The organism is Rhodoferax sp. LS1R11 (genome assembly GCF_056521395.1).
Genome location: NZ_JBWMAW010000002.1, coordinates 309,733 through 331,133, shown reverse-complemented (window position 1 = coordinate 331,133; position 21,401 = coordinate 309,733). Strand labels below are relative to the sequence as shown.

Below are 21,401 nucleotides of genomic sequence, written 5' to 3'. Positions count from 1 at the left end.
GGGGTTGCCCTTTTTTTGAAATTTGGATGGTCTTCATGTCTGATGTATTGCTGAGCCTGCGCGGCATCCACAAGCGCTATGGCGCGACCCATGCCCTGCGCGGCGTGGATCTGGATTTGCGTGCCGGTGAAGTGCTGGCCCTGGTCGGCGAGAACGGTGCCGGCAAGTCCACCCTGGTCAAGCTGCTCACCGGTGTGGTGCCGCTGGATGAAGGCACCATCACTCTGAACGGTGTGGTGCAAAAATTTGCCAGTGCGCAAGCCTCGCAGGCGGCCGGCATTCTGGCGGTGCATCAGGAAACCGTGATGTTTGAGGAACTCAGCGTGGCCGAGAATATCTTTGTCGGGCGCTATCTGCAGCGCGGCCCCGTCATTGACTGGGCGGCCATGAACGCGCAGGCGCAGGCGGTGTTGTCCAAGATCGGTGCCCGCTTTTCAGCCGTCACGCTGGTCAAGGACCTCAGTCTGGCAGAGCGGCATCTGGTCGAGATTGCGCGCGCGCTGTCACAACAAGCCTCGGTGGTCATTCTGGACGAACCCACCGCAGCGCTGTCGCAGCAGGAGATTCGTGATTTTTACGGCATCGTGCGCCAGTTGCGCACACAAGGTGTCGGGGTCATCTTCATCACCCACAAGTTTGACGAAATATTTGCCGTGGCAGACCGCTACGTGGTGCTGCGTGACGGTGCGGCGGTGGGCTCCGGCGATATCGCCAGTGCCACAGAGCAAGCCTTGGTCAAGCTGATGGCGGGTCGCGCGATTGACCAGATCTACCCGTCCATTGCCACGGCGCCGGGCGAGGTGGTGATGACGGTCAAGGGCTTGTCACATCCCACCGAATTCCAGAACCTGTCGTTTACCCTGCGCAAGGGGGAAATTCTGGGTTTTTACGGGCTGGTGGGGTCCGGGCGCAGTGAGGCCATGCTGGCCCTCATGGGCCTGAACCCGGCGGCCACGGGCGAGTTCACGGTCAATGGGCAGCGCTTGCAACCGCGTCGCCCGGTGGACGCCATTGCCGCCGGCATGGCCTATGTGCCGGAAGAGCGCCAACGCCAGGGCGGCATCCTGAGTTTTTCGGTGCAGCACAACATCAGCCTGGCAGGCCTGAGCCGGTTTGCCCGTGGACCCTGGTTGTCGCAGGTGCGCGAGTCGGCCCTGTGCCAGCGCATGACCGAGCGCCTGCGCATCAAGACCCAGTCGCCGCACACACCTTTGTCAGGCCTGTCAGGCGGCAATCAGCAAAAAGTGGTGATTGCCAAATGGCTGGGGCTGGACCCGCGCATTGTCATTCTGGACGAACCCACCAAAGGCATTGACGTGGGCGCCAAACAAGCGGTGTACCAGCTGATCGCCGACATGGTGGCGCAAGGGCTGGCCGTGATTCTGGTGTCCTCGGAGTTGCCCGAGGTCATGAACCTCGCGCACCGGACCATCGTGATGCGCCGCGGCCTGCAGGTCGCCGAGTTCGACCGTGCGACTGCGCATGCGGAAGCCATCGTGGCTGCGGCCTCAGGGCTGGATGGCCGTCACACCTCCGCCGCTACAGAGGCGATCAGCGCATGAAAAATTTTCTGAATATTCGACGCGAGTGGCTCTTGCTGGTCATCATTGGGGTCATCGCGCTCGCCGTGGGCGCACGGGCTCCTGTGTTCCTGACCTGGCGCAACGGCATGGACATTGCCAATGACTCGGCCATTCTGGCCATCCTCGTCATGGGGCAGATGCTGGTGTTACTCACCCGGGGTATTGACCTGTCGGTGGCCTCCAACCTGGCATTGACCGGCATGCTGTGCGCCCTGGTCGGGCGGGCCTGGCCTGGCGTCAGCATCGGGGTTTTATTGCTCATGGCCCTGGTCGTTGGTGCGCTGTTGGGCAGCTTGAACGGCTGGCTCATCACCCGCTTCGATCTGCCCCCCATCGTGGTGACGCTGGGGACGATGTCCGCGTACCGCGGCGCCATCTTTGTGGCCAGCAAGGGCGCCTGGATCTCGGACCAGGACATTCATGTGGCCATCAAAGGGCTGCCGCGCGAACAGTGGCTGGGCCTGCCCATGCTGGTCTGGTTTGCGCTGGTGGTGCTGGCGGCCATGGCATTCTTTCTGACCTTGCGGCGCGAAGGCCGCGAGATTTATGCGCTGGGCGGCAACCCGCACGCGGCGGCCTATGTCGGCATTTCCGTGCCGTCGCGGCTGATGCTGGTCTACACCCTGTCGGGCATGCTGGCCGGTCTTGCGGGCTTGTTGTGGGTGGGGCGCTACTCGATTGCCTATACCGAACTGGCGGCAGGCTATGAACTGACGGTGGTGGCGGCCTGCGTGATTGGCGGCGTCAGCATCGGCGGCGGGGTGGGGTCGGTGTGGGGCGCAGCCCTCGGGGTGCTGTTTATTGGGGTGATCAACGGGGCCTTGCCGGTCATTCAGGTGTCACCTTTTTGGCAGCAGGCGATTGCGGGGGCGGTGATCCTGATTTCCGTCACCGTGAATGCACGCGCCGAACGCCGCGCGGGACGACAAATTCTGGAACGACAAGGAGCGCTGGCATGAAGGCCTGGAACACATGGGAACGCGTGCTGCTGGCTTTGCTGGTGCTGCTGCTGGTGGTTTTTGGGGTGATTCAACCGGGGTTCCTGACGCCGGACGCCCTGGCCGACAGCACCTTCAATTTCAGCGAGAAAGGTATTCTGGCCCTGGCGCTGGCCTTGCTCATCATCACCGGTGAGATTGACCTGTCGATCGCCGCCATCCTCGCCCTGTGCTCTCTGGCCATGGGTTACGCCATGCGGGCTGGCCTGGGGCCACTCGGGATGACGCTGGCCGCGTTTGCCACGGGGGGCCTGGCTGGTGGCCTCAACGGCGTTCTGGTGACGCATTACCGCCTGCCGTCGATTGTGGTCACCATCGGGACCCTGTCGCTGTACCGGGGCCTGGCCATGGTGGCGCTGGGGGACAAGGCGATCTCGGGTTATCCAGACATTTTTTCTTTCCTCGGCAATGGCTACCTGGGTGAGTTGGTGGGGGTGAAGTGGCTGATCCTGCCGCTTGAATTTGTGGTGCTGTGCCTTTGCGCTGGCGCCGTGGGGCTGGTCTTGCACCGCACGGTGTGGGGCCGCCGGCTGTATGCCATCGGGGCCAATCCGGTGGCGGCCCGGTTCTCGGGCATCGAGGCCGACCGCTACCGCATGGCCCTGTTTGTGTTTGCCGGCTTGATGGCGGCGTTGGCAGCCGTCATGTTGACCGGGCGCATCGGCAGCACCCGCCCCAACATTGCGATGGGCTGGGAGCTGGACGCCATCACCATGGTCATTCTGGGCGGTGTGGCGATTGAGGGCGGTCGCGGCAGCATCGTCGGAACCATGCTGTCGGTGTTGCTCCTGGGCCTGCTGACCTTTGCCATGGGCATGGCCAATGTCACGGGCATTGTGATGTCCATGGTGATTGGGGTGCTGTTGATTGTGTCGATGGTGCTGCCCCGTCTGTTGCAGCGCCGGGGAGCCCACGCATGAAGAGTGAACGGGGTGAAAAAATTGCCTTTCGCATGTTCCTCAACGCCGGTTGCATGCAGGACTACAAAAAGCGCCACGATGAGATCTGGCCCGAGCTGTGTGCCTTGCTGAAAGACGCCGGTGTCAGCGACTACAGCATCTTTCTGGATGAAGAACATGGTGTCCTGTTGGCCACGCTCAGGCGCCCTGTCCATCACACCATGGACGCGCTGCCCGCGCATCCGGTCATGCAACGCTGGTGGCGCCACATGGCCGATCTCATGCGCACCCATCCCGATGGCTCCCCCGTGGTGGAGCCCTTGCCCTGCCTTTTCCACCTGGACTGAATGCGCGTGATGACTGATTTTTCGGCTGACCTCACGCTGGTCATCGACATTGGCAAAAGCCACGCCAAGCTCCTGATGGTCAATGTGGACGGTGCCGTGGTCGAGCGCCATGGCCGTGACAACGCCAACGTGATGTCGCCGCTGGGCTACCCGGCGCTGGACCTGCAGGGCTTGGGCGACTGGATGACGCAATGCCTGCGCAACTCGGCCCACACCGCACACTGCCACCACGTCATCGCGTCCACCCACGGCGCAGCGTTCGTGGCGCTGGCGGACGAGGGAGTGGCGTGGGCGCCGCTGGATTACGAGTTCGATGGCTTTGCGCCGGAGGGCGAGGGGGCTTGCCGGGCCGACAACGCACTGGCGCAGGCCTATGCGCAAGCCCGTGATGGTTTTGAAGACACGCTCTCGCCTGACCTGCCCGCTGGGCTCAATGCCGCACGGCAGTTGTTCTGGATGCAACACTGCCACCCCGACGCCTGGGCGCGGACCCGCTGCTTGCTGCCCTACCCCCAGTACTGGGCGTGGTGGCTCAGTGGCGTGTGTGCGAGCGAGCGGTCGTCGCTGGGTTGCCATACCCAGCTGTGGCGGCCGCAGGCCGACGGTTTCACCGAACTGGCGGTCACACAAGGGTGGGCAACCTTGTTCGCGCCGCTACGCGACGCCTGGGAGGTCATAGGTCCGGTGCGTGCCGAGGTGGTCCGCGAGTTGGGCTTACCCGCCACGTGCCAGGTGCATGTGGGTGTGCATGACAGCAACGCCTGCCTGGCCCGGTACCTGGCGGCCCAGGACGACGGCGTGGGGCAAGCGGCGCACGCCAAAGCACTGACCGTGGTGTCCTCCGGCACCTGGACCGTGTTGATGGCCCCCGGCGCACCCACGGCGGCGCTGCAGGCCGGGCATGACATGCTCGGCAATGTGGACGTGTTGGGGCGCGCCACCCCCACCGCGCGCTTCATGGGTGGCCGCGAATTTGCCACGCTTCTGGAGGGCGCGGACCCGAACGCGGGAACGCTGGCGGACCTGCAGCACCTGATCGACAGCCAGATCCTGGCATGGCCGACGTTTGCACGCCAGGGCGGCCCCTTCATGGACCGCGAGGGCTACGTGCAGCGGGGCGGGCAGCGCTTGCCGGGTGCGCTGGCGACGTGGCTCAGCGCGGGGGAGCGTTCGGCGCTGGCCGCGCTGTACTGCGCACAGGTCACGGCCTGGCTGGTCCAGCGGCTCTGGGAGGGGACGGCGTCGCAGGAACCGGTGCTGGTGGTGGAGGGACCGCTGGCCCACAACCCGCTGTACCTGGCCGTTCTGCAGGGTTTGTTGCCCCACCATGCCTGCTTCGCGAGCCGCGATGGCATGGAAGGCACGGCGCGCGGCGCCTGGCTGCTGTGCCACTGGCGCACCGTGGCCGGTCCGCAGTTTTTAAAACCCGTGGTGGCGTGCCATGTGCAGGGTCTGGCGCGCTACCAGGCGCAGTGGATCGAGCAGCTTCAGCATTAATTTTGCTATTAAATTTATAGCTATAACCGCACGTTACACCTGGGCTATAGCCCTAAAACATGTAAATCCTGCTCAAAAAACAGGTTTTCGCCTTAATTCTTGGACAAGGCCGCCCCGCCCGTCTTGAGGTGCCCCAGAGGGAGGGCGCTGCTGGCTTTCACCTCGCCCAATGAAAAACTGGTGTGCAGGTCCTTTACGTTGGGCAGGTTGATCAGCACGTCGCGTGCGAACTGGCTGAAGGTGTTGAGGTCGCGGCTGACCACCTGCAACTCAAACGTGCCGGTGCCGCTGATGTAGTGGCAACTCACCACCTCGGGGATCGCGCGAATGGCCTCTTCGAGCCCGCGCAACACGTCCCCGGCGTTGCGGTCGGCGTCCAGCCGCACAAAAGCCAGCACGCCCAGGCCAATCTTGTGGCGGTCAATTTCGGCCCGGTAGCCTTTGATGAAACCCGCCTCCTCCAGTGCCCGCACGCGCCGCCAGCACGGTGCCGCGCTCAGGCCCACGCGGGAGGCCAGTTCGGCGTTGCTCAGGCGGCCGTCGGTTTGCAATTCATTCAGAATGGCGAGGTCAAACTTGTCGAGTGTTTCCATTCTGGCGATTATTGAGCAAGATCCTTTCCCGGCCTTGCCGGGAGGCCCCTCAGAACAGGGACTGCAGCGCCGGATAGAGCGCCCGGTAGCGCGGGTAGCGCGCCATCAGCAGGGCCCTGAGTGCCGGATCAGGCTCAAAGCCCTGCGCCAAAGGCAGGGGTTGGCAGACCTCGGCCTCGCTGCCGCCATCGGCCAGCCAGGCCAGGCGGGCAGCCCCCAGGGCCGCGGCCGCGTGAGCGCCTTCGGGCCGGTGCAGCGGGCAACCCAGGCCACTGGCCAGCAACTGGGCCCAGGCATCGCTGCGTGCGCCGCCCCCCACGAGGGCCAGCGGTGTGGTGGAGGGTTCGCTTTGGCCTATGGCGCGCAGGCCGTCCATCAGGCCGAAGCTCACGCCTTCCATCACCGCATAACCCAGGTCGGCGGCGCTGTGGTCACCCCGCAGGCCGATGAACACGCCGCTGGCTTGCGGGTTGTTATGGGGCGTGCGCTCGCCACTCAGGTAGGGCAAAAACACCGGTGCGCGGGCGCGTTGCGCCAGCGTCAGGGTAGCTACCTGTTCCGACAGTTGCGCCTCATCGGCACTGCCGGTGAGCTGGGTGACCCAGCCAAACGCACTGGCGGCACTGAGCATGACCGACATCTGGTGCCAGCGCCGGGGCAGTGCATGGGCGAAGGCATGGACCGCGAGTTCCGGCGCGGGCCGGTAGGTGTCGCTGACCAGAAACACCACACCCGAGGTGCCGAGCGACACAAAACCCTGGCCGGGGTTGACCGCGCCAATGCCGACCGCACTGGCCGCGTTGTCGCCCCCGCCACCGGCCACCACCACGTGGGGCGGCAAGCCCCAGGCGGCGGCCAGCGTGGCCAGCAGCACGCCGCCGGGGGCACTGCCTTCGACCAGGCGGGGCATGTGGGAGGTATTCAGTCCGCAGGCTGCCAGCATCGTGTCGCTCCAGCGGCGCTGGCCGACATCAAGCCACAGGGTGCCGGAGGCGTCAGACATCTCGCTCACGGCTTCCCCCGTGAGTTGCAGGCGCAGCCAGTCTTTGGGCAGCAGCACCTGTTTGATCTGAGCGAACAACGCGGGCTCGTGCGCCTGCAGCCACAGCAGCTTGGGCGCCGTGAAACCCGGCATGGCCAGGTTGCCGGTGATCTGGCGTGAGGTGGGCACCCGGCGCTCCAGCTCGGCGCATTGCGCCTCGGAGCGGCCGTCGTTCCACAGCATGGCGGGGCGCAGCACGTCGGCTTGGTCATTCAGCACGACGGCGCCGTGCATCTGGCCCGACAGGCCGATGGCGCGCACCTGCTGCCACGCCTGGGGTGCCATCGCCCGGAGTTGTGCCACGGCATGTTCCAGCGCCTGCCACCAGTCAGCGGGATGCTGCTCGCTCCAGTTGGGGTGGGGGCGCTGAACGGTCAGGGCGGCATCGACGCTGGCATGCACATGGTGCTGCGCGTCGAGCAATAAAAGTTTGATGCCGGAGGTGCCGAGGTCAATGCCGAGATACATGGTGCTGGGGGTGTCGGGGTTCAGGCTTTGATGCCAAAGCGGTTGGCCGCCTGGCGGCGGTATTCGCTGGGGGTCATGCCCTTGATGTCGAGAAAACGCCGGTTGAAGTTGGCGATGTTGTTGAAGCCGACATCAAAACCGATGTTGGTGATGAGCAGATCGGATTCCATCAACAACTGGCAGGCCCGGTTGACCCGCACGTGGTTGACAAAATCGGTGAAGGTGTTGCCCGTGGCCCGCCGGAAAAACCGCGAGAACGCACTCTCGCTCATGCCCAGGTCCCGCGCCAGATCGGCTGCCGACAGGGGCTCCGTCAGGTTTTCGGTGATGCGGCTGACAATACCGCTGATCTGGTCCTGCTGGGCATCGTCGTCCATGCTTTGCAGGGGCGCGTTGGACAACATGCGGTAGTCGGTGCACTGGGCCAGGTCACTCAGAAAGTCGCAAAAGGCCCCGAACCGGGCCAGACCATGGCGCGCCTTGACGTGGTGCCAGTGCTCCAGCGCCTTGGGGTACAGGCCGAAAAATTCGATGCCGTGTTTGGCCCGCTCCAGCAGGGGCAGAATCTCACGCAGCTCCGGAATGTGCTGGCTGCCGGTCTCGATGGGGCCGTGCAGGAACTGGATCACCAGGTCGCGCTCGGCCACCCCGCCAGGCGGCACATCCATGCTGACCCAGTTGTGCGGCAGCCGGGGGCCGGTCAACACCACCTGGCCGGGCTGGAACTGGCCAATCCAGTCGCCCACGAACAGTTTGCCCGAGGTGGCGGTGATCAGGTGCAGTTCGTACTCGTCATGGTGGTGCCAGCGCGCCAGGGGCGTGGGGTAACCATGCGCCAGGCAGCGGATAAAACCCGCCTCGTCCGGGGACTCGTAGCCCAGGTCGGTCGAGCGCAGGTAGTCGTGCTCCAGCTCGGGTTTGAGTTGACGGGGTTTGTTGGCCATGGCGCAAGACGGGTGGAGCAGGGATCAGGACATCACATTACCACCGCCCACAGGGCGTGTCTGCGTGTTGATGAACTGAGTGACCCGGTTGAAGGCCTGGCGCAGGGCCGTGATCAGTCGCTCGTCGTTGGCCAGCGGGCCCCACAGGGTGAGGTCGGCGCAGAACGCGGCCACGGGGTCGGCGGCCTCGCATATCGCGTGGGCCACCGCGGGGTCCATGGCCTGGTCCTGGTAGGTATAGGCCAGTTGCCCGGCATGCCAGCGTTGCAGGTAAGCCAGAAACAGCGCCGGCAGCATGGCCACGCTGTTGATGGACTCGCCGCGTGCCAGCCGGTCGCGGATGGTGGGCGCGATCATGGCCGGGATCTTGGCAAACGCGTCCATGGCCACGCGCTGGTTGGTGTCGGCAATGGCGGGGTTGCCAAAGCGGTCCAGCACCACGTCGCGGTAGGCCGCCAGGTCAATCGGGCTGGGGCTGAGCACCGGAATCACGTCGTCAGTCACGTAGTCAAACGCAAACTGGCGAATGACCGGGTCCAGCGTGCCTTCGTGGATGAACTGGTAGCCCACCAGCGTGCCAGCCCAGGCGATGCAACTGTGGGTGGCGTTGAGCAGGCGAATCTTGGCCTCTTCATGGGCCTGCACCGACTGCACCATCTCCACGCCGACCTTTTCCCACTCGGGGCGGCCGGCGATGAAGTTGTCTTCAATCACCCACTGGATGAAGCTTTCCCCCATCAGCGCGGCGGGATCGTCCACGCCGGTGGCGGCCTTGACACGCTCGCGCACGTCGGGCGTGGGGCGGGGTGTGATGCGGTCCACCATGGCATTGGGGCTGGTGGTGTGGGCCTGCACCCAGGCCAGCAGCGCGCTGTCGCCCAGGGCTTCGATGAACTGCAGCAGGCCGCCGCGCGAGCGCTCGCCGTTGTGGCGCAGGTTGTCGCAGTTCATCAGGGTCACCGGGCCGGCGTCGGCCCGCATGCGCGCGCGCAGCAGGGTGACGAGGCCGCCGTAAATGGTGTGGCCTGCGTGACCGGCTTTCACGGCATCGAGATCGGCGCGCAGGTCGGGGAAGGTGGCCCAGTCCAGCTGGTGCTGGGCGTCCAGGTAGTAGCCCGCTTCGGTGACGGTGAACGAGATGATGCGGGTGGCCGGGTCGGCCCCCACGGCGACCAGGGGCCCCAGGTCGTCCTGATACGAGATGACGTGCTGGATGGACGTGATGCGCGTGTAGCGGCGCTCGCCCTGCGGCGTGACGGTTTCCAGCGTGTAGGCACCGCCTTGCGCCTGCAGCGCGTTGATGGTCTCTAACATGTCGGGGCGCAGGTTGCCGCCGATCAGCGACCAGCGGGTGTCACCCGACTCGCGCAACTGGTGAACATAAAGGGCCTGGTGGGCACGGTGGAATGAGCCCAGGCCCAGGTGGAGGATCGTGTACATGGCTTGGTTTCTTGGTAGGGATCGAATGTCAATGAAAAGCGCCGTGGCTGCCTGACTCAGAGATCGAACTGCGTGGGCAACATCACGACGTCGCGGATCGTCATGCCGCGCTTGCGGGTGAGCATGAACAGCACGACCTCGGCGACCTCGGACGCCTCCAGCAAACTGCCTTTGGCCTTGGCTTCCGCCAGTTTTTCGGCCGGCCAGTCGGCCAGCAAGGAGGTGATCACCGGTCCCGGCGAGATGGAGCCCATGCGGATGCCGTGCTTGAACACCTGGCGGCGCACCGTCTGCACGAAACAGTCGATGGCCCACTTGCTGGAGGCGTAGACCGGTTCCCAGGGGGTGGGGAAATGCGCGGCGAGCGAGCTGGTCACGATGATGTCGCCCGTGCCCCGTTCGATCATGTGGGGCAACACGCCGCGCACGTTTTTCATGACCACGTTGATGTTCAGGTTGAGCATGCGGTCAATCGCGTCGTCGGTGGCGTCCACCAGATCGCCGCCCACATACAGCCCGGCGTTGGCGTGGAAGATGTCGAGCCGGCCGGTCAGGCCCAGAATGCGCTCGGGCATGGCCGCGCACTGCGCGGGGTCCAGCAGGTCCAGCACCATGGGCAGGGCGGCGGCGCCCAGCGCCTCCCGGGCTTGTGCCAGGGCTTGGGCGTCGCGGTCGACCAGCACGACTTGCGCGCCGGCCTGAATCATGGCCTGGGCACTGGCAAAACCGATGCCCGAGGCTGCGCCGGTGACAGCGGCTACTTGGCCACTCAGGACTTGTGTGGGATTCATGCTGTGGCCTGGTCAGGGGTCGAGGCGGTTTTGCCGGTGCGGGTGATGCGGCCTTGCGCGTCGAACAGGTGAGCCGCGTCCACGTCAATGTTCACCCCCACGCGGTCACCGGCATGCAGGGTGCTGCGCTCGTTCAGACGCGACACCAGTTGCGCACCCTGGGCGGTGCTGACGTAGATCAGGGTCTCGGCGCCCAGCGCCTCCACCAGCTCCACGGTGCCTTGCAGCAGCCCTTGGCCGGCGGCGTCCAGCGTGACGTTTTCCGGGCGCAGGCCCACAAAGCCGCCCGCGGGGATGGGCAGGCCGACCACCACTTGCAGCGCTGGCATATCGGCCGCGGCCACCACGTTCATTTGCGGCGTGCCGATGAACTGCGCCACGAACTGGTTCGCGGGTCGGTCGTACAACTCCAGCGGTGTTCCCACTTGCTCAATCTTGCCGTCGCGCAGTACCACCACACGGTCGGCCAGCGTCATGGCCTCGACCTGGTCGTGCGTCACGTAAATGGTGGTGGCGCCCAGGTCGCGGTGCAGCTTGGCAATCTCGATGCGGGTCTGGCCGCGCAGGGCCGCGTCCAGGTTGCTCAGGGGCTCGTCAAACAGAAACACCTTGGGTGCGCGCACGATGGCACGGCCAATGGCCACGCGCTGGCGCTGGCCGCCAGAGAGTTCTTTGGGCGTGCGGTGCAGGTAGTCCGTGAGGTTCAGAATCTTGGCAGCGCGTCCGACTTTTTCCTGGATCACGGCCGGGTCGGCCTTGGCCAGTTTGAGGGCAAAGCTCATGTTCTCGAACACGCTCATGTGCGGGTAGAGCGCGTAGCTCTGGAACACCATGGCCAGATCGCGCTTGCTCGACGGCTGGTGGGTGATGTCGCGGCCATCCAGGTGGAGCGAGCCGCCATCGATGTTTTCCAGGCCCGCAATCAGGCGCAGGAGGGTGGACTTGCCGCAGCCCGAGGGGCCGACAAACACCACGAATTCGCCTTGCTTGATTTCAAGGTCAATGCCTTTGATGACGCGGTGTTCGCCGAACATTTTTTCGACGCCAGAGAGTTTGAGGTATGCCATTGGAAGAGCTCCTGTTTTTTATTGGTTACAAACGTTTGAGTACCAAACACCCCATACCAGGGGTGCCGCGGAACCGGCTTTGCCGGGCCGCTGGCACCGCCCCCTGCAAGGGGGAAAGCGGCCACACGGAGCGGGCAAGCCGGGGGGTGTGCATCACTTCACGGCGCCGAAGGTCAGGCCCTGCACCAGTTGTTTCTGGCTGAACCAGCCGAATACCACGATGGGGGCAATCGCCATGAAAGAAGCGGCCGAGAGCTTGGCCCAGAACAGGCCTTCGGGGCTGGAGTAGCTGGCAATCAGCGTGGCCAGCGTGCCGGATTTGGCCGCGCTCAGGTTGAGCGACCAGAAGGCTTCGTTCCAGCTCAGCACCAGGCACAGCAAGCCAGTGGAGGCCAGTCCGCCCATGGTGAGCGGCAGCAGTACATGGCGGAATTCCTGCCACAGCGTGGCGCCATCCATGCGCGAGGCCTCCAGAATTTCGCCCGGGATGTCCTTGAGGTGCGAGTACAGCATCCAGACCATGATGGGCAGGTTGGAGAGGGTGAACACAATCACCAGCGCCGTGCGCGAGTCCAGCAGGCCGGAGCTTTGCGCGAGCACGTAGATTGGCACCAGTGCGCCCACGGCGGGCATCATCTTGGTGGAGAGCATCCACATCAAAATATCTTTGGTGTATTTGCCCTTGAAGAAGGCCATGGAGTAGGCCGCTGGGAATGCCAGCGCCAGGCCCAGCAGCGTGGAGGCCACGCTGGTGATGAGTGAGTTTTGGGCGTACAGCAGGTAGTCACTGCGCTCCTGCACGATGGAGAAGTTCTCCAGCGTGGGCGTGAAAAACAGCAGAGGCGGCACAGAGATGGCCTGCAGTTCGGTCTTGAAAGCGGTGAGTATCAGCCAGCCCAGCGGGAAGAAGAGCAGCAGGGTCACGCCCCAGGCCACCAGGGTGCGCAGGGAGTAGGTCAGCAGTGCCAGTTTGGAATGTGTCATGGGATGCTCACTTGTCGAGGTTTTTGCCGACCATGCGGATCAGGAAAACGGCAGCGATGTTGGCCAGAACGACCGCAAACAACGCACCCGCCGAGGCCACGCCAGCGTCAAAATTCAGCAGGGCCTGCTTGAAGATCAGAAAGGCCACGTTGGTGCTGGCATCGCCCGGTCCGCCGCCCGTGGTGGTGTAAATCTCGGCGAAGACGCTGAGCAAAAAAATCATTTCGATCATCACCACCACCGCCACCGAACGGCCCAGGTGCGGGATGTAGAGGTAGCGCAATTGCTGCAGGTAGTTGGCGCCGTCCATGCGCGAGGCCTCTAACTGCTCGCGGTCCATGCTTTGCAGCGAGGTGATGAAGATCAGGGTGGCAAACGGTAGCCACTGCCAGGACACGATCAGGATCACGCTCCATAGGGGCCAGTCGGTCAGCCAGTCCACCGGGGTGGCGCCAAAGAAGAGCCAGACCTGCGCCAGCACGCCGTAGATGGGGTTCATCATCATGTGCTTCCACAGCAAGGCATTGACGGTGGGCATGACGAAGAAAGGCGAGATCAGCAGGATGCGCACCAGACCACGGCCGGGAAACGGCTCGTCAATCAGCAAGGCCAGCAAAATGCCACCGATCACGGTGACCAGAATGACGCTGCCCAAGAGCAACAGCGTGTTCATCACGGCCGTGCCGAACGAAGGGTCGGTCACAAAGTATTCAAAGTTCTCCAGGCCGATGAACCCGGACTGGTCGGGCTGCATCAGGTTGTAGCGGATGAGGGAGAAATAAATCGTCATCACCAGCGGCACGATCATCCACAGGAAGAGCGTGATCATGGCCGGGGCCAGCAGGATGCGGGGAAGAAATCGTTTCATGGAAATGCCTCTGGGAAAAAGGGGCGCGCAGGACAAGCCCTGCGCGCCAGCAATCAGTCAGCCACAGGTGGGCCGCCGTGCTTATTTGTAGTAGCCTGCCTTCTTCATTTCGCGTTCAGCAGCGACTTGCGATGCCTTCAGGGCAGCGTCCACGGTCGATTTGCCGGCCAGCGCCGCGCTCATTTGTTGGCCCACGGTGGTGCCAATGGCCTGGAACTCGGGGATGGCGGCAAACTGCACGCCCACATACGGGCTCTTGGGCAAGGTGCTGTCATTCGCATTGGCGCTGTCAATCGCGGCCTTCTCGGCGGCAGCAAACTTGGCGACCTTCAGGAACTCGGCATTGGTGTAAGTGCTCTTGCGCGTGCCGGTGGGAATGTTGCCCCAGCCCACTTCCTTGCCAATCAGGTTGATGTACTCCTTGCTGGTCGCCCAGGTCACGAATTTCGTGGCGGCATCCACTTTTTGTGAACCGGCCGGAATGGCCAATGCCCAGGCCCACAACCAGTTCGCGCCCTTGGGTGTGACGGCGGTGGGTGCTTGTGCAAACGCCACCTTGTCAGCTACCTTGGATTGCTTGGGATCGGTGATGAACGAGGCTGCAATCGTGGCGTCAATCCACATGCCGCACTTGCCTTCGTTGTACAGCGCCAGAATTTCGTTGAAGCTGTTGGCCGACGAGCCGGGAGGGCCGTATTTTTTCAGCAAGTCCACGTAGAAGTTGATGGAATCCTTCCAGGGCTTGCTTTCGAGCTGGGGCTTCCATTTCATGTCGAACCACTGGCCGCCGTTGGTGTTCACCAGCGTGGTCAGGAAGGCCATGTTGTCGCCCCAGCCTGGTTTGCCGCGCAGGCAGATGCCATACACGCCATTTTTCGGGTCATGAATTTTTGCGGCCAGGTCTTTGACTTCGGTCCAGGTGGGGTGGTCGCTGACCTTCACGCCAGCTTTGTCAGCCAGGTCCTTGCGGTACATGAGCATGGAGCTTTCGCCGTAGAACGGCGCTGCAAACAGCTTGCCGTCAACCGACAGGCCGTTTCGCATGGCGGGCAGCAGGTCGTCCACGTCATAGGCAGCGTTGGTCTTGAGTTCGGTCAGCCAGCCTTTTTTGCCCCAGATGGGGGTTTCGTACATGCCGATGGTCATCACGTCGAACTGGCCGCCCTTGGTGGCGATGTCCGTGGTGACGCGCTGGCGCAGCACGCCTTCTTCCAGCGTGACCCATTTGAGGGTGATGCCGGGGTTGGCGGCTTCAAATGCCTTGCTGTGCTTTTGCATCTCGATCATGTGGCCGTTGTTCACGGTGGCAATCACGAGCTCGGTTGCCGCGTGCGATGCACCGCAGAGCGACATGGCCAGGGCGGCGGCCACGGTAAGACGGGTTGTCAGTTTCATCGGAATGTCTCCTTGTTGTATGAAGTTGAATGCAATGTTCAATGCGTGGATGCAGTCTGCATTGACACCTCGAACGATACTGATCGCCTCGTGCAAGATTGGTACTCCAATCATCCTGATTGGTATTTAATTGCATATGAGGACTAGGATTTATACCTAGTTCTGTCAATTTCGTATTGTTTTTGATGGGAGTCGACGCTTCAGCCCTTGGTGTGGTGCCGTTTTCGTGTGGCCATTTGCCTTGGCGTGAGGGGTTCGTTCTGGATGATGGGATTGATCTGCCTGATTCAGGCTGTTAATGGATCTTTGCAGCAAGATTCTTTCTAGAATCATCCTATTCAAGGCAAAGAAAGCAATGACATATCTGCGCTGCACGCATACACTTTCCCTCCAGTTAGAGGCAACTCACCATCCGTGGGTTGTTCTTGACCCAGCCGCCCACAAGGCGCTCAACATTTGCATTTCGCCAGCATCCTGGAGACTCCCACAATGAACGCACCGCTGCCCGAACACATCCGCAAAGCACTTGAAACCGTGACGCTGGATGACAAGTACTCACTCAACTACGGGCGAGCTTTCATGAGTGGCGTCCAGGCACTGGTCAAGTTGCCCATGCTGCAGCGCCTGCGCGATCAACAGATCGGCAAAAACACGGCGGGTTTCATCAGTGGTTACCGGGGCTCGCCGTTGGGCGGTTATGACCAGGCGCTGGTCAAGGCCGAGAAGTACCTCAAGGCGCAGAACATCATTTTTCAGCCCGGTGTCAACGAGGAGTTGGCGGCCACGGCCCTGTGGGGCACGCAGCAGCTGGGTTTTGCGCCACCCGGCTCGAACAAGTTTGATGGCGTGTTTGGCATCTGGTATGGCAAGGGCCCGGGGGTGGACCGCTGCAGCGATGTTTTCAAACACGCCAATATGGCGGGCACCACCGAGTGGGGCGGCGTGATTGCCGTGGCCGGTGATGACCACATTTCCAAAAGCTCGACCGCCGCGCACCAAAGCGACCATATCTTCAAGGCCTGCGGCCTGCCGGTGTTCTTTCCGGCCACCGTGCAGGAAATTCTGGACCTGGGCATTCACGCCTTTGCCATGAGTCGTTTTTCGGGCGTGTGGGCGGGCATGAAAACGATCCAGGAAATCGTCGAGTCCAGCGCGACGGCCATGATTGACCCCGACCGCGTGCAAATCAAGATTCCGACGGATTTCGAGATGCCGCCCGGCGGCTTGCACATTCGCTGGCCGGACCACGCGCTCGACCAGGAAGCCCGGTTGTTCCATTACAAGTGGTACGCCGCGCTGGCCTACATTCGTGCCAATCGCCTGAACTACAACGTCATAGAAGGCCGGAACGACCGTTTGGGGCTGATCGCCAGTGGCAAGGCCTACAGCGATACACGTCAGGCACTGGTCGATCTGGGGTTGGACGATGCGACCTGCCAACAGGTCGGCATTCGTCTGCACAAGGTGGGTGTGGTGTGGCCGCTGGAGGCCCAGCTCACCCGCGAATTCGCCACCGGTCTGCAGGAGATTCTGGTCATCGAAGAGAAGCGCCAGGTGATTGAATACCAGCTTAAGGAAGAGCTTTACAACTGGCGGGCGGATGTTCGCCCCAATGTGCTGGGCAAGTTCAACGAGGGGGAGGGCGATTTCAGCGGTGGCGAATGGTCCAATTCCAACCCCACAGCCAATACCCTGCTGCGCGCCAATGCCGATTTGTCGCCCGCCCTCATTGCACGTGCGATTGCCCAGCGGGTGAAGAAGCTGGGCGTGGACGCGGCCATTGCTTCACGTATTGACGCGCAGCTGGCCATTCTCGAAGCCCGGGAACGCGCCATGCAGGTGATCGAACTCACGGGGACCCAAGGGGCCGAGCGCCAGCCCTGGTTTTGCTCCGGTTGTCCGCACAACACGTCGACCAAAGTGCCTGACGGTTCGCGTGCCATGGCCGGTATCGGCTGCCACTTCATGACGATCTGGATGGACCGTGCCACCGTGGGCTTTACGCAGATGGGCGGCGAGGGCGTTCCCTGGGTCGGGCAGCAGCCCTTCAGCCATGACCAGCACATGTTTGCCAACCTTGGCGACGGCACCTACTTCCACAGCGGGCTGCTAGCCATTCGCCAGGCCATAGCGGCCGGGGTGAACATCACCTACAAAATTTTGTACAACGACGCGGTCGCCATGACCGGTGGCCAGCAGGTCGGGGAACGGCCCGAAGGACACTCCGTTGTGCAGATAGCCCAGTCAATGCGTGCGGAGGGCGCTATCAAAATAATAGTGGTCACGGACGAGCCGGAGAAATACGAGCACATCACCGGCTTGCCCGAGGGCATCGCCATTGAACACCGCGACGAGCTGGACCGTATTCAGCGCGAGTTTCGCGAGATCAAAGGCACCACGGTCATCATTTATGACCAGACCTGCGCTACCGAGAAGCGTCGGCGCCGCAAACGGGGCACTCTGGTGGACCCGGCCAAACGCGTGGTCATCAACGAGCTGGTGTGTGAGGGCTGTGGCGACTGCGGTGTGCAGAGCAACTGCCTGAGTGTGGAGCCGCTGGAGACCGAGTTTGGCCGCAAGCGCCAGATCAACCAGAGTACCTGCAACAAGGACTATTCATGCCTCAAGGGGTTTTGTCCAAGTTTTGTCACGGTCGAGGGTGGCCAGCTCAAGAAAAAGATCAAGGGCCAAGGGCCGTCACCTTTTAATATGGGGCCGATGCCTGAACCTGTCGTGCCAACCCCTGAGGCGGTGAATGGCAAGGTCTGGGGCATTGTGGTGGCGGGCGTGGGCGGTACGGGCGTGATCACCATAGGCCAGTTGTTGGGCGTGGCCGCCCATCTGGAAGGCAAAGGCATCGTGACCCAGGATGCCGGGGGGCTGGCGCAAAAAGGCGGCGCCACCTGGAGCCATGTGCTCATTGGTGCCACCCAGAGCGACATTCGCACCACGCGCGTGGGCATGGCAGGGGCCGATCTCATCATCGGCTGCGATCCCATTGTGGCCGCAGGCAAGGAGACGGTGCTGCGCATGCGTGAGGGCCGCACCCATGTGGCCCTCAATTCACATGCGGCACCCACTGCGGCGTTTGTGACCAACGCCAATTGGGAAAACCCGTCTGAGGCCTGCGTCAGTGCCGTCGTCAAGGCCGTGGGGCTGGCGGCCGTGGGCGCCTTCAACGCCGATGCTGCCGCCACTCAGCTGATGGGCGACAGTATTTACACCAACCCCATGATGTTGGGCTACGCATGGCAAAAAGGCTGGATTCCGCTGGAGAAAGCCTCTTTGATCCGTGCGATCGAACTCAACGCCGTGGCCGTGGAGCAAAACAAAACCGCGTTTGAGTGGGGCCGCCGTGCGGCGCATGACTTGCAGGCATTCGACAAAGTGGTGACTCCGGGGCAAGTTGTGACTTTTATCAAGCGCACTTCGCTGGACGACCTGATTGCCAAACGTGTGGAGTTTTTGACCCGCTACCAGAATGCGGCCTATGCCGAAAGTTACCAAGTCTTTGTCCGGAAAGTTCGGGGCGTGGACGAGTCGGCCGGCGAGAAAAGTTTGGCGCTGACTGAGGCGGTGGCCCGATATCTCTTCAAGCTCATGGCGTACAAAGATGAGTATGAAGTGGCCCGGCTGCACTCCGACGGCAGTTTTCAGGCCAAGGTCAATGCCATGTTCGAAGGGGACTTCAAGCTCAACTACCACCTGGCGCCGCCCTTGCTGGCCAAAAAGAACCCCAAGGGCGAACTGCAGAAGCAGCAGTTTGGCCCCGCCATGCTGACCGCATTCAAAGTACTGGCGCGGCTAAAGGGCTTGCGCGGAACCGCCTGGGATGTTTTTGGACGGACAGAAGAGCGTCGTCATGAGCGGGCATTGATCACCGAGTACCGGGCGAGCATGGAAGAAATCGTGAGCGTTCTTGCGTCTGGCCACGGAGCCCGGCAGGCGGGTGATCGTTATCAACTGGCGCTGGGTATTGCCCGTATCCCTGAGCAAATCAAGGGTTTTGGGCATGTCAAGGCGCGCAATCTCATGGCGGCACGCCAGAATTGGGAGGCCCAACTGGCCCAGTTCCGCAGTTCGCAGGCCGCCCAAAAAGTGGCCTGAGACGCTTCCCAGGGGTCACACGGGCCCCGCATACAATGACGGGTTGCCTGTTTTTTGCACAGTTATGTGAGAAAACAGGCGCCGTGTCTTGTTGTCCTGATTCATTATTCTGGAGTTTCCCGTGTTTATTTCATCTGCTTTTGCCCAAACCGTCCCCGCTGCTGCCGCTGGTAGTGACATGCAGTCATCGCTCATGAGCATGCTGCCGCTGGTGCTGATGTTTGTGGTGTTGTACTTCGTGATGATCCGCCCCCAGATGAAAAAGCAGAAAGAGCATCGCGCCATGATTGATGCGCTGGCCAAGGGTGACGAAATCGCTACCGGCGGTGGCATGCTGGGCAAGGTGACCAAGCTGGGTGACAGCTACGTGTCTCTGGAAATCGCCAGCGGCGTGGAGATTCAGATCCAGCGCAGCGCTGTGGTTCAGGTCTTGCCAAAAGGCAGCATCAAGTAACTCCAGATTTCACAGACGGAAGAAGCGCGATCATGAATCGTTACCCAATATGGAAGTACGCGATCATCGTGGTCGCGCTCTTGGTCGGGGTGTTGTACACCCTGCCCAATTTCTTCGGTGAGGCGCCTGCCGTTCAGGTGTCGTCAGCCAAAGTAGCCTTCAAGGTGGACAGCGACACCCAGGCGCAAGTGGAAGCCGCGTTGAAAGCGGCGGGCGTCACGGCGGATTTGATCTCACGGGATGGCACCTCTATCAAGGCGCGTTTCGGCAACACCGAGACCCAGCTCAAAGCCAAGGATGCGATTCAGAAGGCACTGATTCCAGATCAAGCCAATCCGGGCTACGTGGTTGCGCTCAATTTGTTGTCACTGTCGCCGTCCTGGCTGACGGCTTTGCACGCGTCCCCCATGTTTTTGGGGCTGGACTTGCGGGGTGGCGTGCACTTCATGTTGCAGGTGGACATGCAAGCTGCATTGACTAAAAAGGCGGAGTCATTGACGGGCGATATTCGCACCAGCTTGCGCGAAAAAAATGTGCGTCATAGCGGTATCAGTCGCAACGCGCAGACGATTGAAGTGCGCTTTCGCGACACCGAGACACTGGCTGCCGCCAAAGCACTGATCCAGGACCAGTTTGCTGACCTGCAGACCGTGGATGCCCCGGACGGAACAGATTTCAAGTTGACCGCCTCCATCAAGCCCGAGGCCGCCCGCCGCGTGCAGGATCAGGCGCTCAAGCAAAACATCACCACCCTGCACAACCGAATCAATGAGCTCGGTGTGAGTGAGCCGGTCATTCAGCAGCAGGGACTGGACCGCATTGTGGTGGAGCTGCCGGGCGTGCAAGACACCGCCAAGGCCAAAGACATCCTGGGCCGCACCGCCACACTGGAAGTCCGCATGGTGGACGAAAGCAGCGAAGCCCGTGGTGCCGAGAGTGGCACCGCGGCCGTGCCTTTCGGGTCCGAGCGGTTTTTGGAGCGTAGCGGCCAACCTGTCATTGTGAAAAAACAGGTCATCCTGACCGGTGAAAACCTCACAGATGCCCAGCCCGGTTTTGACAGCCAGACCCAGGAAGCCGTGGTCAACCTGACGCTGGATGCCAAAGGCGCCCGCATTTTCAGGGATGTGACGCGTGAAAGCATCGGCAAGCGCATGGCGATCGTCTTGTTTGAAAAAGGCAAGGGCGAAGTCGTGACGGCCCCGGTGATCCGCTCCGAGATCAGCGGCGGGCGCGTTCAAATCTCGGGTCGCATGACCTCGATGGAAGCCAACGACACTTCGTTGTTGCTGCGCGCCGGCTCGCTGGCTGCGCCCATGGAGATCATTGAGGAAACCACCATCGGGCCCAGCCTGGGTGCGGAAAACATCGCCAAGGGCTTCAACAGCGTGACCTTTGGCTTCATCGCCGTTGCCGTGTTCATGTGCATCTACTACATGCTGTTTGGCGTGTTTTCCAGTATTGCTCTAGCATTCAATCTGTTGCTGTTGGTGGCTATTCTGTCCATGTTGCAGGCGACATTGACCTTGCCTGGTATGGCCGCGATGGCTCTGGTGCTGGGTATGGCGATTGACGCCAACGTGCTGATCAACGAGCGGGTGCGCGAGGAGCTCCGCAATGGCGCGTCGCCGCAGGCGGCCATCCACGCCGGTTATGACCGCGCCTGGGCCACCATTCTGGACTCCAACGTGACGACGCTGATCGCGGGTCTGGCGCTGTTGGCCTTTGGTTCCGGGCCGGTGCGAGGCTTTGCCGTGGTGCACGTCCTGGGGATTCTGACCAGCATGTTTTCGGGCGTCTTCTTCTCAAGAGGCCTGGTTAACCTATGGTACGGTCGTCAAAACAAGCTCAAAAGCGTGTCAATCGGTACGATTTGGCGCCCTGAGTCCGGAACTCAGGTCAAGTCGAACTAAGGGAAGACAGT

Annotated in this window: 17 protein-coding genes; 8 read left to right on the top strand and 9 right to left on the bottom strand. The window is 62.3% G+C overall.

Features of this window, described 5'->3' with window-relative positions:
* The first annotated feature begins 35 nt into the window (after positions 1–35).
* Genes AC097N_RS04150 through AC097N_RS04130 form a run of 5 tightly spaced genes read left to right on the top strand, consistent with a single transcriptional unit; the run spans position 36 to position 5,324 of the window.
* A complete protein-coding gene (locus AC097N_RS04150; RefSeq protein ID WP_479579478.1) occupies positions 36–1,562 on the top strand; it encodes a sugar ABC transporter ATP-binding protein in 1,527 nt (508 codons plus the stop codon).
* Positions 1,559–2,542, top strand: a complete 984-nt coding sequence (locus tag AC097N_RS04145) for an ABC transporter permease (protein ID WP_479579477.1) — start codon at positions 1,559–1,561, stop codon at positions 2,540–2,542. Before AC097N_RS04150 ends, AC097N_RS04145 begins: the two co-directional genes overlap by 4 nt.
* On the top strand, positions 2,539–3,501 hold the full coding sequence (locus AC097N_RS04140; protein ID WP_479579476.1) for an ABC transporter permease: 963 nt from the start codon (positions 2,539–2,541) through the stop codon (positions 3,499–3,501). The genes AC097N_RS04145 and AC097N_RS04140 overlap by 4 nt, the downstream gene beginning before the upstream one ends.
* On the top strand, positions 3,498–3,827 hold the full coding sequence (locus AC097N_RS04135) for an L-rhamnose mutarotase (RefSeq protein WP_479579475.1): 330 nt from the start codon (positions 3,498–3,500) through the stop codon (positions 3,825–3,827). Before AC097N_RS04140 ends, AC097N_RS04135 begins: the two co-directional genes overlap by 4 nt.
* Positions 3,828–3,836: 9 nt before the next feature.
* Positions 3,837–5,324: a hypothetical protein gene (locus AC097N_RS04130; RefSeq protein WP_479579474.1), complete on the top strand. Its 1,488-nt coding sequence runs from the start codon at positions 3,837–3,839 to the stop codon at positions 5,322–5,324.
* A 92-nt stretch (positions 5,325–5,416) separates the two neighbouring features.
* On the opposite strand, the gene AC097N_RS04125 is transcribed toward AC097N_RS04130, so the two are convergent.
* The 9 genes from AC097N_RS04125 to AC097N_RS04085 all read right to left on the bottom strand — a co-directional run bounded on the left by AC097N_RS04125 (position 5,417) and on the right by AC097N_RS04085 (position 14,916).
* A complete protein-coding gene (locus tag AC097N_RS04125; protein ID WP_479579473.1) occupies positions 5,417–5,917 on the bottom strand; it encodes an Lrp/AsnC family transcriptional regulator in 501 nt (166 codons plus the stop codon).
* Between the two features lie 49 nt (positions 5,918–5,966).
* A complete protein-coding gene (xylB, locus tag AC097N_RS04120; protein WP_479579472.1) occupies positions 5,967–7,427 on the bottom strand; it encodes a xylulokinase in 1,461 nt (486 codons plus the stop codon).
* Between the two features lie 20 nt (positions 7,428–7,447).
* A complete protein-coding gene (locus AC097N_RS04115; protein WP_479579471.1) occupies positions 7,448–8,371 on the bottom strand; it encodes an AraC family transcriptional regulator in 924 nt (307 codons plus the stop codon).
* 24 nt (positions 8,372–8,395) lie between these two features.
* Positions 8,396–9,811 (bottom strand): D-arabinitol 4-dehydrogenase, encoded by a 1,416-nt coding sequence (gene dalD, locus AC097N_RS04110; protein ID WP_479579470.1) that lies wholly within the window; start codon positions 9,809–9,811, stop codon positions 8,396–8,398.
* Between the two features lie 56 nt (positions 9,812–9,867).
* Positions 9,868–10,602 (bottom strand): SDR family oxidoreductase, encoded by a 735-nt coding sequence (locus AC097N_RS04105; protein ID WP_479579469.1) that lies wholly within the window; start codon positions 10,600–10,602, stop codon positions 9,868–9,870.
* The gene (locus AC097N_RS04100; RefSeq protein WP_479579468.1) at positions 10,599–11,669 is read right to left on the bottom strand and encodes an ABC transporter ATP-binding protein; all 1,071 of its coding nucleotides are present in this window, start codon (positions 11,667–11,669) and stop codon (positions 10,599–10,601) included. Before AC097N_RS04100 ends, AC097N_RS04105 begins: the two co-directional genes overlap by 4 nt.
* A gap of 153 nt (positions 11,670–11,822) precedes the next feature.
* Positions 11,823–12,653 (bottom strand): carbohydrate ABC transporter permease, encoded by an 831-nt coding sequence (locus AC097N_RS04095; protein WP_479579467.1) that lies wholly within the window; start codon positions 12,651–12,653, stop codon positions 11,823–11,825.
* A 7-nt stretch (positions 12,654–12,660) separates the two neighbouring features.
* Positions 12,661–13,521, bottom strand: a complete 861-nt coding sequence (locus AC097N_RS04090; RefSeq protein ID WP_479579466.1) for a carbohydrate ABC transporter permease — start codon at positions 13,519–13,521, stop codon at positions 12,661–12,663.
* A gap of 81 nt (positions 13,522–13,602) precedes the next feature.
* Positions 13,603–14,916 (bottom strand): ABC transporter substrate-binding protein, encoded by a 1,314-nt coding sequence (locus AC097N_RS04085; RefSeq protein ID WP_479579465.1) that lies wholly within the window; start codon positions 14,914–14,916, stop codon positions 13,603–13,605.
* A gap of 489 nt (positions 14,917–15,405) precedes the next feature.
* Between AC097N_RS04085 and AC097N_RS04080 the strand changes: the two genes are divergently transcribed.
* From AC097N_RS04080 to secD, 3 genes are all read left to right on the top strand, one after another.
* On the top strand, positions 15,406–19,023 hold the full coding sequence (locus tag AC097N_RS04080; RefSeq protein ID WP_479579464.1) for an indolepyruvate ferredoxin oxidoreductase family protein: 3,618 nt from the start codon (positions 15,406–15,408) through the stop codon (positions 19,021–19,023).
* A 121-nt stretch (positions 19,024–19,144) separates the two neighbouring features.
* Positions 19,145–19,477, top strand: coding sequence for a preprotein translocase subunit YajC (yajC, locus tag AC097N_RS04075; RefSeq protein ID WP_479579463.1), 333 nt, complete (start codon positions 19,145–19,147; stop codon positions 19,475–19,477).
* 32 nt (positions 19,478–19,509) lie between these two features.
* A complete protein-coding gene (secD, locus tag AC097N_RS04070) occupies positions 19,510–21,390 on the top strand; it encodes a protein translocase subunit SecD (protein WP_479579462.1) in 1,881 nt (626 codons plus the stop codon).
* The last annotated feature ends 11 nt before the right edge of the window (positions 21,391–21,401 follow it).

Bases quoted from the DNA above. Each gene is read 5' to 3' on its own strand.
- AC097N_RS04080 (WP_479579464.1), top strand. From the start codon at position 15,406: ATGAACGCACCGCTGCCCGAACACATCCGCAAAGCACTTGAAACCGTG.
- xylB (WP_479579472.1), bottom strand. From the start codon at position 7,427: ATGTATCTCGGCATTGACCTCGGCACCTCCGGCATCAAACTTTTATTG.
- AC097N_RS04135 (WP_479579475.1), top strand. From the start codon at position 3,498: ATGAAGAGTGAACGGGGTGAAAAAATTGCCTTTCGCATGTTCCTCAAC.
- AC097N_RS04145 (WP_479579477.1), top strand. From the start codon at position 1,559: ATGAAAAATTTTCTGAATATTCGACGCGAGTGGCTCTTGCTGGTCATC.
- AC097N_RS04100 (WP_479579468.1), bottom strand. From the start codon at position 11,669: ATGGCATACCTCAAACTCTCTGGCGTCGAAAAAATGTTCGGCGAACAC.
- secD (WP_479579462.1), top strand. From the start codon at position 19,510: ATGAATCGTTACCCAATATGGAAGTACGCGATCATCGTGGTCGCGCTC.
- AC097N_RS04130 (WP_479579474.1), top strand. From the start codon at position 3,837: ATGACTGATTTTTCGGCTGACCTCACGCTGGTCATCGACATTGGCAAA.
- AC097N_RS04095 (WP_479579467.1), bottom strand. From the start codon at position 12,653: ATGACACATTCCAAACTGGCACTGCTGACCTACTCCCTGCGCACCCTG.
- AC097N_RS04115 (WP_479579471.1), bottom strand. From the start codon at position 8,371: ATGGCCAACAAACCCCGTCAACTCAAACCCGAGCTGGAGCACGACTAC.
- AC097N_RS04085 (WP_479579465.1), bottom strand. From the start codon at position 14,916: ATGAAACTGACAACCCGTCTTACCGTGGCCGCCGCCCTGGCCATGTCG.
- AC097N_RS04150 (WP_479579478.1), top strand. From the start codon at position 36: ATGTCTGATGTATTGCTGAGCCTGCGCGGCATCCACAAGCGCTATGGC.
- AC097N_RS04090 (WP_479579466.1), bottom strand. From the start codon at position 13,521: ATGAAACGATTTCTTCCCCGCATCCTGCTGGCCCCGGCCATGATCACG.
- AC097N_RS04125 (WP_479579473.1), bottom strand. From the start codon at position 5,917: ATGGAAACACTCGACAAGTTTGACCTCGCCATTCTGAATGAATTGCAA.
- AC097N_RS04105 (WP_479579469.1), bottom strand. From the start codon at position 10,602: ATGAATCCCACACAAGTCCTGAGTGGCCAAGTAGCCGCTGTCACCGGC.
- dalD (WP_479579470.1), bottom strand. From the start codon at position 9,811: ATGTACACGATCCTCCACCTGGGCCTGGGCTCATTCCACCGTGCCCAC.
- AC097N_RS04140 (WP_479579476.1), top strand. From the start codon at position 2,539: ATGAAGGCCTGGAACACATGGGAACGCGTGCTGCTGGCTTTGCTGGTG.